Below are 12311 nucleotides of genomic sequence, written 5' to 3'. Positions count from 1 at the left end.
TCTTCTCTCCGGTCGACGCTGGGGGCCTCCCCAGGGTTCGTCTCCCGGGGTCGGGTCGTGGTGACGCTGCGGAGTGTGACGGTACATCCCGCCCCCGTGTCAAACGGGAAAAGCCCGCAACGGCCACTCGAACGGTAACCCGACTACCACCGTTCCTGCTGCCCGGAGTGCCCGGAGCAGGCCCGGCGCCATGCGGAGTGCAACCTCCCCGTTACCCACAGGCGCGTCGCCGACACGGGCTTCACAGGCGGGTGAAGCACCAGGTTCCGACTGCCAGGGCGAGCACCGCGACGACGCTTGCGAGGGTCGCCGATGCGACAGGGCTCACACCCTGGGCGACGGGCTGGTGCTGGCGGACGCGTGTCACGGTCCAGGCCAGCAGTCCGCCCCCGAACAGGGAGAACACCACTCCCGCGAAGATCGCCGGTTCGCTCTCCATAGCTCGCCGCGCCCCTTTTCTCCCGTCCGCGTCTGCCCAGCCACCGGAGGCTGACACGCGTGGGCGGCGGGCAGGCGAACCGGAGGTGAACGCCGGGGCGACACAGCCGCGGATCAGGGACGTCCGGCCCCTCACGGACCGTTCTGGACGAGGTGTTCAAATCGACTCGAATTTTATTGACGAGTCTCCTCGACGAGGGCCCGCCGGGGGTGAGCACGGGGCGTGGGGTGCGTTGAGTGACGCATGGGGCACATGCGGTGCACGGGTGGGCCCCTCGGAGGGCGCCCCTGCCGGGTCCCTCAGCGGACCGGCTCCAGGAACCCCTGCTCGACGAGCAGCCGGATCTGCGCCGGAGTGCGGTCGCGCAGCAGCACCGGGTCCTCGCCGATCAGCTGAGCGATGGCGTCGAGGATGCGGCCCGCGCTCATCGTGCCGTCGCACACGCCCGCGAAGCCGGCGCCGACCGTGTCCACCCGGGTGGCCCGGCGCATGCCGCGGTTCTGGCGCAGCACGACATGCTCGGGGTCCTCCGCGCCGGGCAGCCCGACCTGTTCCTGCACGACCTCGGCGCCGAGCCGGAAGTGTGCTTCGAGCAGCGCGGCGTCGTCGTGGTCGCGCAGGTAGTCGAGCCGGTCGAAGTGGGCCCGGATGGTGTCCCCGAGCGGCTGCTCGACCGGATGCGGCCACTCCTCCGCCGTGACGGAGGGCACGGCGGCGCCCGTCCTGCGCAGGGTGATCCAGCCGAAGCCGACCGCCTTCACCTTGCGCGCCTCGAACTCGTCGAGCCAGGCGTCGTACCGCGCCTGATATTCCGCCACGTCCTCGCGGTGGTCACCCGCGTCCCGCAGCCACAGCTCGGCGTACTGGTTGACGTCCTGCACCTCGCGCTGCACGACCCACGCGTCGCAGCCCCGGGGCACCCAAGACCTGAGCCTCTCCTGCCAGTCCTCCCCTTCCACGTGCTGCCAGTTGGCGAGGAACTGCGCGAACCCGCCCTCGTTCAGCCGCTCCCCCGCCTCCTGAACGAGCGTGCGGCACAGATCGTCCCCGCCCATCCCGCCGTCGCGGTAGGTGAGCCGGGCGCCGGGAGAGATCACGAACGGCGGGTTCGAGACGATCAGGTCGTACTTCTCGTCGTCCCGCACCGGCTCGAAGAGGGAGCCCTCGCGCAGATCGGCGCCCGGGGTGCCGGACAGCGCCAGCGTGAGGGCGGTGATGTGCAGCGCGCGCGGGTTGAGGTCGGTGGCCGTCACGCGCGTGGCGTGCTGCGCGGCGTGCAGCGCCTGGATGCCGGAGCCGGTGCCGAGGTCGAGCGCGGCGGCGACGGGCGTACGGACGGTGATGCCGGCGAGTGTCGTGGAAGCGCCGCCGACTCCCAGGACGACTCCCTCGTCACGCCGGCCGATCCCGCCGGCGCCACCGACCGCGCAGCCCAGGTCCGACACGATGAACCAGTCCTCGCCACCGGGCCCGCCGTACGGCCGTACGTCCACGGTGGCGGCGAGCTCGTCGCCACCGACGCGCGTCAGCCAGCCGCTCTCCAGGCACGCGTCGACGGGCAGGACGTCCGCCACGCGCGCGTGCGGCACGGGCTGCTGAAGGAGGAACAGCCGGACGAGCAACTCCAGCGGCGTGTCCCCGCGGGTCGCCCGGAGCGCGGGCACGGTCTCGCTCCGGGCCAGGGCCGCGTACGCGGGGGCGCCGAGCAGTTCGAGCAGCCCGTCGGCGGTGAAGGAGGCTCCGAGCAGGGCATCCCGGAGCCGGGCGGCGACATCGGGACGGTCGGAGGAGGGCAGCGGGGACAGGGGTGACTGGCTGGCGTTACTCACGCCCCCATTGTGTCCGCCGGCACCGGTACCGCACGCGCCCGTGCCGGGTATCGCAGGACTCCGGTGCCACAGGCGCCCGTGCCGGGTATCGGGCAGGACTCCGGTGCCACACGCGCCCGTGCCGGGTTTCGGGCGCGGCTCAGCGGACCGGCCCGGCAGCCACACTCGGCTCAGCGGCGGACCGGCCCGACCGTCACTTCCGGCTCAACGGTCCCGCCGGCCCGCCTTCGACAAGCTGGGCATGCGGGTCGGCCACGCCTGGGGCCTGAGGGAGACGTCCCCGCCGGCACGGTCGAAAATGGCTCCTTGCTCAGCTCTGGGTCGCCGGCGCCGTGGCCGCCTTGCAGCTGGTCTGCCGGGCCATCGCCTGGCCGACCTCGCCCTCCTCCAGGGTCCGGAGCGCGTCGTTCCCGCTCTTGCCCAGCTTGTCGAGCTCGGTGGCGATGTCCTTGAGACCGTCAGCGAACTTGCCCTGGTCCTTGGTGTCGAGCGCGTCGACCTGCTTCTTCAGGGAGGCGTACGAGGAGGAGATCGTGTTGAGCTCCTTGACGGCGTCCTGCTGCTTCTTCTCGCCGTTCTCGACGTCCGGCGCCCCGGCCTTGGTCACCGCGGCCCCGATGGCCTTGTAGGCGTCGGACATGTCCTGGAAGGCCTGTGCGTCGGTCTTCTGGACGTCCTCCGGCTTGCTGTTGTCCGAGGTTTCCTTCTGGATCGAGGCATTGGCCGACTCGATCTTCTTGGCCTGCGGCTGTACGGCGTCGCAGACCTGCTTGGCCCAGGAGTCCAGCTTCTCGTTGTCGTCGCCGCCGCACCCCGACAGCGCCAGTACCAGTACCGCACCGCCGGACAGTGCGGCCGCGAGCTTCTTGTTCACCGGTTTGGTCCCTTCCATGGCTCTCGGCCCCGGAACATACACGCCAGATGCACGGCAACCGCACGCCGAGAGTCTATTAAGACCTTTTTGTAACCTTCTGCACCAAGCGAGAGAAGCCTCACGGCGTGGTGGTGCACATGCACAGAGCGGGCGGGCGACGCGTCAACGCGCGCTGCCCGCCCGCACCTTGAGCTGGGGCTTGGACGACCTCCCTACGAAACCACCGCCGGGTCCGCCGACTTGGGCTTCGATTCGGCGTTGTCTTCGTCACCCATGGCGATTCCGCGCCGCTTTGACACGTACACCGCACCGACGATGACGACGAACGCGAGCGCCGCGATGAGGATCCGTACCCCGATGCTCTTGTCCGGGCCGTAGGAGAACTGGATCACTGCGGGCGCGATGAGCAGCGACACCAGGTTCATGACCTTCAGCAGCGGGTTGATCGCGGGACCGGCGGTGTCCTTGAAGGGGTCGCCGACGGTGTCGCCGATCACGGTCGCCGCGTGCGCCTCGCTGCCCTTGCCTCCGTGGTGACCGTCCTCGACGAGCTTCTTGGCGTTGTCCCAGGCGCCACCGGAGTTGGCCAGGAACACCGCCATCAGCGTGCCCGTGCCGATCGCGCCCGCCAGGAACGCGCCGAGCGGGCCGACGCCGAGCGTGAACCCGATGAAGATGGGCGCCATCACGGCGAGCAGACCGGGCGTGGCGAGCTCGCGCAAGGCGTCCTTGGTGCAGATGTCGACGACCTTGCCGTACTCCGGTTTCTCGCTGTAGTCCATGATCCCGGGCCGCTCGCGGAACTGCCGCCGCACCTCGAAGACCACGGCACCCGCCGACCGCGACACGGCGTTGATCGCCAGCCCCGAGAAGAGGAAGACGACCGCCGCGCCCGCGACGAGACCCACGAGGTTGTTGGGCTGCGAGATGTCCATCATCAGGCTCATCGGTGCGCCCGCCCCGGACAACTGCTCGCCCACATCGCGCGCTCCGGTGATGATCGCGTCGCGGTACGACCCGAACAGCGCCGCCGCCGCGAGCACGGCCGTGGCGATCGCGATGCCCTTGGTGATCGCCTTGGTGGTGTTGCCGACCGCGTCCAGGTTCGTGAGCACCTGCGCGCCCGCGCCCTGGACGTCGCCGGACATCTCCGCGATGCCCTGCGCGTTGTCGGAGACCGGCCCGAAGGTGTCCATCGCGACGATCACGCCGACCGTGGTGAGCAGGCCGGTGCCCGCCAGCGCCACCGCGAAGAGCGCCAGCATGATGGACGTACCGCCGAGCAGGAACGCCCCGTACACGCCGAGGCCGATCAACAGGGAGGTGTAGACGGCGGATTCGAGACCCACGGAGATACCGGCGAGGACGACGGTGGCCGGGCCGGTGAGCGAGGTCTTGCCGATGTCCCGGACGGGACGCCGGGTGGTCTCGGTGAAGTAGCCGGTCAGTTGCTGGATCAGAGCGGCGAGCACGATGCCGATGGCCACCGCGACGAGCGCGAGGACCCGCGGGTCGCCGTCCTTGCCCGTGATCGCCGCGTCCGTCACGCCGTCCAGGTCCGAGTACTTCCCGGGCAGGTAGACGAAGACGGCCACGGCCACCAGCACGAGCGAGATCACCGCGGAGATGAAGAACCCGCGGTTGATGGCGCTCATGCCGCTGCGGTCGGCCCGCCTCGGCGCCACCGCGAAGATGCCGATCATGGCGGTGATCACACCGATCGCCGGCACGAGCAGCGGGAAGCCGAGCCCGGCGTCGCCGAAGGCCGCCGAGCCCAGGATCAGCGCGGCGACCAGGGTCACGGCGTACGACTCGAAGAGGTCGGCCGCCATGCCCGCGCAGTCGCCGACGTTGTCGCCCACGTTGTCGGCGATGGTCGCGGCATTGCGCGGGTCGTCCTCCGGAATGCCCTGTTCGACCTTGCCGACCAGGTCGGCGCCGACGTCGGCGGCCTTGGTGAAGATGCCGCCGCCGACACGCATGAACATCGCGATCAGCGCGGCCCCGAGGCCGAAGCCCTCGAGCACCTTCGGCGCGTCGGCCGCGTACACCAGCACCACACAGGAGGCGCCCAGCAGGCCGAGGCCCACCGTGAACATGCCGACTACGCCGCCCGTGCGAAATGCGATCTTCATCGCTTTGTGCGAGACGGCGGTGAGATCCTTTTCCGGCTCGCCTACCGCCGGTGTCGCTTCACGCGCCGCCGCTGCGACACGCACATTGCTGCGCACGGCGAGCCACATGCCGATATAGCCGGTGGCTGCCGAGAACGCCGCTCCGATCAGGAAGAACACCGACCGACCGGCACGCTGATTCCAGTCGTCCGCGGGCAGCAGCATGAGCAGGAAGAACACGACCACGGCGAATACGCCGAGCGTGCGCAGCTGACGTGCCAGATAGGCGTTCGCGCCTTCCTGGACCGCCGCCGCGATCTTCTTCATGCTGTCGGTGCCCTCGCCGGCCGCGAGTACCTGGCGTACCAGGACGCCCGCGACCACGAGTGCCGCCAGCGCGACGACCGCGATGACCACGACGAGGACGCGGTTGCCATCGGTCAGTACGGCGGCTGCGAGGTCTGTGGGATGGCCCGACTGTGATGAGTTGAAAAGCCCCGCCATTCGTCCTCCTTGACGCTTGGGCTGAGCTCAAGATGTGGACGGGATTGTAGGTACCGGAACCCGATCAAAACAGAGCACGATAAGCGGAATTGGCCTTCTGAGGTAATGCCCTGAAAGCATTCTCGGACTGCCGTGGAGCATGCGAATGATCGTGAACGAATTCACGCGAGGAACGGCACAGGAACTACTGTAAAGGCGACCACTGACACCCGCACATGACGATGGGCCCCACGGGTGGGGCCCATCATCGAAAACGGTGTGCGCGGTGGCCGGTCAGGCCAGGATGGTCGGCGGTGGTGTGGTCGGCCAGGTCATCTTGATCGACCCGCCGTGCTCCCCCGCGCTGACCTCGACGTCGTCGACGAGTCCGCTGATGACAGCGAGGCCCATCTCGTCCTCGTCGGCCTCACCGTCGGGGTCGCCGGGTCCCGCGCCGGGCGCACGCTCGCCCGGGACCGCGTGCGGGGCCTCGTCGCCGACCTCGATGGAGAACTGTTTTTCCTCCTCGATCAGCAGCACCTTCACCGGTGCCGAGATCCCGCCGGTCTTGTGCAGTCCGACGGCCCGCGTGCAGGCCTCGCCGACGGCGAGCCTGACCTCGTCGAGGACGGCCTCGTCCACTCCGGCCCTGCGCGCCACCGCGGCCGCCACCAGCCGGGCGGTCCTGACGTGCTCGGGCAGCGCGCTGAAGCGGAGCTCAACGGTGGCCATGCATCCCCCTCGCAACTACGGGCGTGCTGTCGAGAGGCGCCGGGCCGCCGAAAGCCCGGGCCCCCTCGGTCTTCACTTCTGCCGAACTCTTGCCGCGACTTCGGCCGGCCCGGGCGCGAGGCCCGGGTCCGGTGGTCAGTCGGTCGCCGCCACCGCTTCCTCGACCGAGGTGTGAATGGGGAACACCTTGGTGAGGCCGGTGATGCGGAAGATCTTCAGAATGCGCTCCTGGTTGCAGACCAGGCGCAGGGAGCCCTCATGGGCCCGCACACGCTTCAGGCCGCCGACCAGCACGCCGAGCCCGGTGGAGTCGAGGAAGTCCACGCCCTCCATGTCGACGACAAGGTGGAAACTGCCGTCGTTCACCAGCTCGACCAACTGCTCGCGCAGCTTGGGCGCGGTATATACGTCGATTTCGCCACCGACCCTGACGATCGTGCGATCGCCCATGGTCTCGGTCGACAGGGACAGGTCCACGGATCCTCCAGCACCTTGCTATCGAGCGGTCGCCCTTGGGGCACCTCGGCTTCGTCCCCTGGACGATTCGCCAGCCGCGATGGCATTCAATCACTTACGGGCAGGCGTGCACGACGCCTTGGCTCCATTGTCCGTCACGCCAGTGACACACTCGGTGCCGATGGCCAAGAATCACCGATCCGATCGACCGCCGACGGACCCCGCCTCCCGACCCGCGCCGGGCGCGGTCCTGGACCGCCTCGCGTCCGGTCCGAGCAGGGCTTCGCGCATTACTCATACGGAGCACTTGCCCCCGCGCGAGGGTCGGCATGCCGTCTGGCCGGACCGGATCCGCGCGGAGGTCGTGGCGGCCGTGCGGGCCGCGGGCATCGAACATCCGTGGGCCCACCAGGCGCGTGCGGCGGAGCACGCGCTGGACGGCGAATCGGTCGTCGTCGCGACCGGCACGGCCTCCGGCAAGTCCCTGGCCTACCTCGCGCCGGTCCTGTCCGCCCTCCTGGACGGCGCCGAGGCCCCGAACGGCCGCGGCGCGACCGCCCTCTACCTGGCCCCCACCAAGGCTCTTGCGGCGGATCAGTGCCGCTCGGTGAAGGAACTTTCACATCCGTTGGGCCATTCGGTACGCACCGCCGTGTACGACGGCGACACTCCGTTCGAGGAGCGCGAGTGGATCCGCCAGTACGCCAACTACGTCCTGACGAACCCGGACATGCTGCACCGCGGCATCCTGCCGTCCCACCCCCGCTGGTCCTCCTTCCTGAAGTCGCTGAAGTACGTCGTCGTCGACGAGTGCCACACCTACCGCGGCGTCTTCGGCTCACACGTCGCCCAGGTGCTGCGCCGACTGCGCCGCCTGTGCGCCCGCTACGGCGCCTCGCCCGTGTTCCTGCTGGCCTCCGCCACCGCCGCCGAGCCCGCGGTCGCCGCCCGCCGCCTCACCGGCCTGCCGGTGGTGGAGGTCGCCGACGACGCCTCCCCGCGCGGTGAACTGGTGTTCGCCCTCTGGGAACCGCCGCTGACCGAGCTGCACGGCGAGAAGGGCGCCCCCGTCCGCCGCACGGCCACCGCCGAGGCCGCCGACCTGCTCACCGACCTCACCGTGCAGGGCGTGCGCTCGGTCGCCTTCGTACGGTCCCGGCGCGGCGCCGAGCTGATCTCCGTCATCTCCCAGGAGCGACTGGCCGAGGTCGACCGGTCACTGGCCCGGCGTGTCGCGGCGTACCGGGGCGGCTATCTCCCGGAGGAACGCCGCGCACTCGAACGTGCCCTCCATTCGGGTGAACTGCTGGGCCTCGCCGCGACGAACGCCCTCGAACTCGGCATCGACATCTCAGGCCTGGACGCGGTCGTCATCGCCGGCTACCCGGGCACACGCGCCTCCCTGTGGCAGCAGGCGGGCCGGGCCGGACGGTCCGGGCAAGGGGCGCTGGCCGTCCTGGTCGCGCGTGACGACCCGCTGGACACCTTCCTCGTCCACCACCCGGAGGCCCTGTTCGACCAGCCCGTCGAGTCGACGGTCCTCGACCCCGACAACCCCTACGTGCTGGCCCCGCACCTGTGTGCGGCCGCCGAGGAGCTGCCCCTGACGGACGAGGACCTCGACCTGTTCGGCCCGGCCTGCGAGGACCTCCTCCCCCAGTTGGAGGCCGCCAAGCTGCTGCGTCGCCGCACCAAGGCCTGGCACTGGACCCGCCGCGAGCGGGCCGCCGACCTGACCGACATCCGCGGTGAGGGCGGGCGCCCGATCCAGGTCGTCGAGAGCGGCACGGGCCGGCTGCTCGGCACGGTCGACGCGGGCGCCGCGCACTCGACCGTCCACGAGGGGGCGGTCCACCTCCACCAGGGCCGCACGTACCTGGTGCGGTCGCTGGACCTGGAGGACTCCGTCGCCCTCGTCGAGGAGGCCGCCCCGCCCTACTCCACGGTCGCCCGCGACACGACGTCGATCTCCGTCCTGGAGACGGACGTCGAGGTCCCCTGGGGCGACGGCCGCCTGTGCTACGGCTCCGTCGAGGTCACCAACCAGGTGGTCTCCTTCCTCCGCAGGCGGCTCATGACCGGCGAGGTGCTGGGCGAGACCAAACTCGACCTCCCTCCTCGTACGCTGCGCACCCGGGCCGTGTGGTGGACCGTCACCGAGGACCAGCTCGACCGCGCCCGGATCAACCCGGAGATCCTCGGCGGCTCCCTGCACGCCGCCGAGCACGCGTCGATCGGCCTGCTGCCCCTCTTCGCGACCTGCGACCGCTGGGACATCGGCGGTGTGTCGATCCCGCTCCATCCCGACACGCTCCTGCCCACCGTCTTCGTCTACGACGGTCATCCCGGCGGCGCGGGCTTCGCGGAGCGCGCCTTCCACACCGCTCGCACCTGGCTGACCGCCACCCGCCAGGCCATCGCCTCCTGCGAGTGCGACGCCGGTTGCCCGTCCTGCATCCAGTCCCCCAAGTGCGGCAACGGCAACGACCCGCTGCACAAGAGGGGGGCGGTACGGCTGCTCACGGTGCTGCTGGAGGGCGCTCCCGAGGAGAAGGAGACGCAGGAGCAGCCACCGGGAGGCTCAGGAGAGCCCTCAGAGCACCCGCCCGGGCCCTGACGGCTCCCCCGGACGGGAGGACCCATGGAGCCGCCGGGAGGTCCAGGAGGGGCGCCCCGGCAACCGCCCGGACCATGCCCCTCACCGACGGGAGACCCAAGGGAGCCACTGGGAGGTCCAGGAGAGACGCCCCAGCACCGCACAGGCCCTGACAATCCCCGCCGACGGGAAACCCCAAGGGAACCACCGCGAGGCTCAGAAGAGACACCCCAGCACCACCCGGGCCCTGCCTTCCCCGGGCCTACGGGAGACCCAAAGAAGCCACCGGAGGCCCCGCCCTCGCCCTGACCTCCGCCGTGAACGGCCCCCTGCCCGACGCCGCCGTCACGTCGGAGATCTCCCCGACGACCTCGCACCGCACGAGCCGGACGCCCTGTGCCCGGGCCACCCGGCCGGCCCGGGCACAGGCCGCCGTGCCGCCCTCGGCCCAGTGGTCCGCCGCCGCGAGCGCCGCGAGATCCGCACCGCCCGCCGCACGGTGCCGGATCACGACGGCCTGCCCCAGCGCGAGGACGATGCCGAACACCACGCACAGGACGGCGATCGCCCCGACGCTCCAGACGGTGGCGGACCCCTGGTCCGCAGCGGCACCTCTCATCGGCCGGCGCCCCCTGTCCCGCCACGCCGGGCTCCGGCCTCGCACCTCCGGCCGCCGTCTCACCTGCCCACCCCCACCGTCTCCTCCACCGACGCCACGGCCTCCTCCCGTACGGCGAAGGACAGGCCGCGCAGCACCGGCGGCTCGGCCGCGACGACCACCCGGACGTGTTCCGCGCCCCGGTTGACGGTCACCTTCGCGCCGGGCGGTGCCGCCTCGCGGGCCAGTCTCACGACCGCGTCGGGCGGGTCCTGGCGAGCCGCCGCGCGGGCGCCCGTCCGTGCCGCGTCCACGCACTGGATCTGCGCGGCCACGACCAGCAGCCCCCACACCAGCGCCATCGCGAACATCACCAGCACGGGCAGCACAACGGCCGACTCCGCCGTGACGAACCCCCGGTCCGCGCCCCGCTCACATCCGCGCATTGAGGGCGTCCTTCACGATGTTCTGGAGCTCCGCGCTGACCGCGCCGCTCGTGATGACCTTGTAGAGGACCACCGCGAACGCCACCGCCGCGACGATTCCCATCGCGTACTCGGAGGTGACCATCCCCGCGTCCCTCCGCGCCGCACGCGTACCGCACACCAGGGCACCCAGCCGTGCCCGTACCGCCTGATACATCTCAACCCCCGTAGGAATGAGTCCGAACTTCTGTTGGTCGTCTCTGACCTGTTCCGCCGATCCGGGTCTCCGCCTCAGCCACCACCCCTTCCGAGCACCCCGCCCGCGAGCCCGATCACCACGGGCAGTACGCCGACCGCGATGAACGCGGGCAGGAAGCACAGTCCGACCGGGGCGCTGACCATGACGCCCGCTCGGCGCGCCCTGGCCGTCGCGGCCCGGCCCCAGTCGGCGCGGGCCTCGGCGGCGAGTCGTGCGACCGGTGTGGCGGCGGGCAGTCCGGACACATCGGCCCGTTCGAGCAACCGGGCCAGGCCTCCGGCACCCGGGACGGCGGCCAACCTCCGCCAGGCGGCGCCCGGTTCACCGCCCAGCCGGACCTCCGCCGCACCCTGGGCGAGGGCGTCGCCCACCGGACCGCCCAGGGCCTCTCCCACGGCCTGCGCGGCGATCACCGGGCCGGCGCCCGCCGCGATGCAGGCCGCCAGCAGGTCGGCGGCCAGGGGCAGTTGCCGCGCCGCCTCGGCGAGGTCGGGTGCCCGTGGGTCCGTACCGGCCGCGTCCTGCCGCAGCCGCCACCGCCACATCCCCACCGCGCCGGCCAGTCCGACGCCGAAACCGATCAGGCCGCCGATCAGCGCCCACCCGGCACCCGCCACGCCTACGGGGGCCAGCCATCTCCGCGCGGTCCGGATCAGGGCGAGGCGCGGAGCCGGAGGAGTCGCTTCTCGCGGCGACAGTTCGGCCAACCGGTGCCTTGTCCTCCGGCGGTGCCGAGCCTGCTTGAGCCGACGCACCGACCACCAGAGGGTCAGTGCGATCCCCACCGTCACCCCCAGCCTGTGGACAACTTCTCCGCTCATCCCGCCGCCTCCGCGCTCCGCACGATCCGCAGCACCCACCACAGCCCCAGGCCCTCCAGCACGCCGCCGGTCACCAGACAGCCCAGGCCCGCCGTGGTGTGGAGCAGGACATGGAGGGGGTCGGCGTCGAGGGCCGTGCCGATGAGGAGCCCCAAGGCCGGCAACCCGGCGAGCAGCACCGCCGTGGCCCGGGCGCCCGCCAACTGGGCGCGCAGGTCGGACCGTTGGTCCCGTTCGGCGCGCAGGGCGGCGGCTAGCCGGTCGAGTCCGGCCGCGAGCCCCGCGCCCTGGTCCACGGCCACCCGCCAGCACGCCGCGAGTCCCCTCAGCCCCTCGGCACCCGGTTGCCTCGCGGCGGCCGCGAGCGCGTCCGGCACGTCGCCGCCGAACCGTGCCGCCGCCAGCACCGTCGCCTGTGCGTCCGCGAGTCCGCCGCAGTCCCGCGCGGCCCGCAGCAGCGCCTCTCCCGGCTGGCGTCCGGCCCGCACCTCCCCGGCGAGCGCCCCGCACAACGCGATCACCGCGTCGGCCCGGCGCTCCCGGTCCCGCCGCACCTGACCGGCCAGCCGGACCCGCCGCAGCAGCGGCACCCCGGCCGCCCCCAGCACGACTGGCAGCACCGACGCCCCGAGCACCGCAAGCACCAGCCCCGCCACCGGCGCCCACCACTCGGCCCGCAGCCGCC

12 protein-coding genes are annotated in these 12311 nt (G+C 71.6%); 1 reads left to right on the top strand and 11 read right to left on the bottom strand.

What is annotated here, in order from left to right:
- Nucleotides 1–241: 241 nt before the first annotated feature.
- The 6 genes from CA983_RS05250 to bldG form a co-directional block, all read right to left on the bottom strand.
- Nucleotides 242–439 carry a hypothetical protein gene (locus tag CA983_RS05250; RefSeq protein ID WP_086599705.1) on the bottom strand — a complete coding sequence of 66 codons (198 nt, stop codon included), beginning with the start codon at nt 437–439 and terminating at the stop codon, nt 242–244.
- A gap of 299 nt (nt 440–738) precedes the next feature.
- Nucleotides 739–2268: a DUF7059 domain-containing protein gene (locus CA983_RS05245; protein ID WP_086599704.1), complete on the bottom strand. Its 1530-nt coding sequence runs from the start codon at nt 2266–2268 to the stop codon at nt 739–741.
- Between the two features lie 310 nt (nt 2269–2578).
- Nucleotides 2579–3160 carry a small secreted protein gene (locus tag CA983_RS05240; protein ID WP_086599703.1) on the bottom strand — a complete coding sequence of 194 codons (582 nt, stop codon included), beginning with the start codon at nt 3158–3160 and terminating at the stop codon, nt 2579–2581.
- Nucleotides 3161–3354: 194 nt separating this feature from the next.
- On the bottom strand, nt 3355–5760 hold the full coding sequence (locus CA983_RS05235) for a sodium-translocating pyrophosphatase (protein ID WP_086599702.1): 2406 nt from the start codon (nt 5758–5760) through the stop codon (nt 3355–3357).
- Nucleotides 5761–6033: 273 nt separating this feature from the next.
- Entirely contained in the window at nt 6034–6471 is a 438-nt protein-coding gene (locus CA983_RS05230; protein ID WP_086599701.1) for an ATP-binding protein, read from the bottom strand.
- 135 nt (nt 6472–6606) lie between these two features.
- The gene (gene bldG / locus CA983_RS05225) at nt 6607–6948 is read right to left on the bottom strand and encodes an anti-sigma factor antagonist BldG (RefSeq protein ID WP_003991900.1); all 342 of its coding nucleotides are present in this window, start codon (nt 6946–6948) and stop codon (nt 6607–6609) included.
- 79 nt (nt 6949–7027) lie between these two features.
- On the opposite strand from bldG, the gene CA983_RS05220 reads away from it, so the two are divergent.
- Nucleotides 7028–9544 (top strand): DEAD/DEAH box helicase, encoded by a 2517-nt coding sequence (locus CA983_RS05220; RefSeq protein ID WP_244206651.1) that lies wholly within the window; start codon nt 7028–7030, stop codon nt 9542–9544.
- A 241-nt stretch (nt 9545–9785) separates the two neighbouring features.
- On the opposite strand, the gene CA983_RS05215 is transcribed toward CA983_RS05220, so the two are convergent.
- From CA983_RS05215 to CA983_RS05195, 5 genes are all read right to left on the bottom strand, one after another.
- Nucleotides 9786–10142 carry an Rv3654c family TadE-like protein gene (locus CA983_RS05215; RefSeq protein WP_086599700.1) on the bottom strand — a complete coding sequence of 119 codons (357 nt, stop codon included), beginning with the start codon at nt 10140–10142 and terminating at the stop codon, nt 9786–9788.
- 59 nt (nt 10143–10201) lie between these two features.
- Entirely contained in the window at nt 10202–10567 is a 366-nt protein-coding gene (locus CA983_RS05210) for a TadE family type IV pilus minor pilin (RefSeq protein ID WP_086599699.1), read from the bottom strand.
- Nucleotides 10554–10763: a DUF4244 domain-containing protein gene (locus CA983_RS05205; RefSeq protein ID WP_086599698.1), complete on the bottom strand. Its 210-nt coding sequence runs from the start codon at nt 10761–10763 to the stop codon at nt 10554–10556. The genes CA983_RS05210 and CA983_RS05205 overlap by 14 nt, the downstream gene beginning before the upstream one ends.
- Before the next feature lie 74 nt (nt 10764–10837).
- A complete protein-coding gene (locus CA983_RS05200) occupies nt 10838–11626 on the bottom strand; it encodes a type II secretion system F family protein (protein WP_086599697.1) in 789 nt (262 codons plus the stop codon).
- The coding region (locus CA983_RS05195; protein ID WP_107500200.1) for a type II secretion system F family protein at nt 11623–12311 on the bottom strand (689 nt) is incomplete at its 5' end. The genes CA983_RS05200 and CA983_RS05195, both read right to left, overlap by 4 nt.

It is taken from the genome of Streptomyces swartbergensis (assembly GCF_002148965.1).
Lineage (GTDB): Bacteria > Actinomycetota > Actinomycetes > Streptomycetales > Streptomycetaceae > Streptomyces > Streptomyces swartbergensis.
The sequence above is the reverse complement of the archived record's forward strand: the minus strand, read 5'-3'. Positions and strand labels throughout refer to the sequence as shown.

What these genes read in the sequence shown, in the direction of transcription:
- CA983_RS05215 (WP_086599700.1), bottom strand. Translation starts at nt 10,142, where the DNA reads ATGAGAGGTGCCGCTGCGGACCAGGGGTCCGCCACCGTCTGGAGCGTC.
- CA983_RS05205 (WP_086599698.1), bottom strand. Translation starts at nt 10,763, where the DNA reads ATGTATCAGGCGGTACGGGCACGGCTGGGTGCCCTGGTGTGCGGTACG.
- CA983_RS05200 (WP_086599697.1), bottom strand. Translation starts at nt 11,626, where the DNA reads ATGAGCGGAGAAGTTGTCCACAGGCTGGGGGTGACGGTGGGGATCGCA.
- CA983_RS05230 (WP_086599701.1), bottom strand. Translation starts at nt 6,471, where the DNA reads ATGGCCACCGTTGAGCTCCGCTTCAGCGCGCTGCCCGAGCACGTCAGG.
- CA983_RS05250 (WP_086599705.1), bottom strand. Translation starts at nt 439, where the DNA reads ATGGAGAGCGAACCGGCGATCTTCGCGGGAGTGGTGTTCTCCCTGTTC.
- CA983_RS05220 (WP_244206651.1), top strand. Translation starts at nt 7,028, where the DNA reads ATGGCATTCAATCACTTACGGGCAGGCGTGCACGACGCCTTGGCTCCA.
- CA983_RS05235 (WP_086599702.1), bottom strand. Translation starts at nt 5,760, where the DNA reads ATGGCGGGGCTTTTCAACTCATCACAGTCGGGCCATCCCACAGACCTC.
- CA983_RS05240 (WP_086599703.1), bottom strand. Translation starts at nt 3,160, where the DNA reads ATGGAAGGGACCAAACCGGTGAACAAGAAGCTCGCGGCCGCACTGTCC.
- CA983_RS05210 (WP_086599699.1), bottom strand. Translation starts at nt 10,567, where the DNA reads ATGCGCGGATGTGAGCGGGGCGCGGACCGGGGGTTCGTCACGGCGGAG.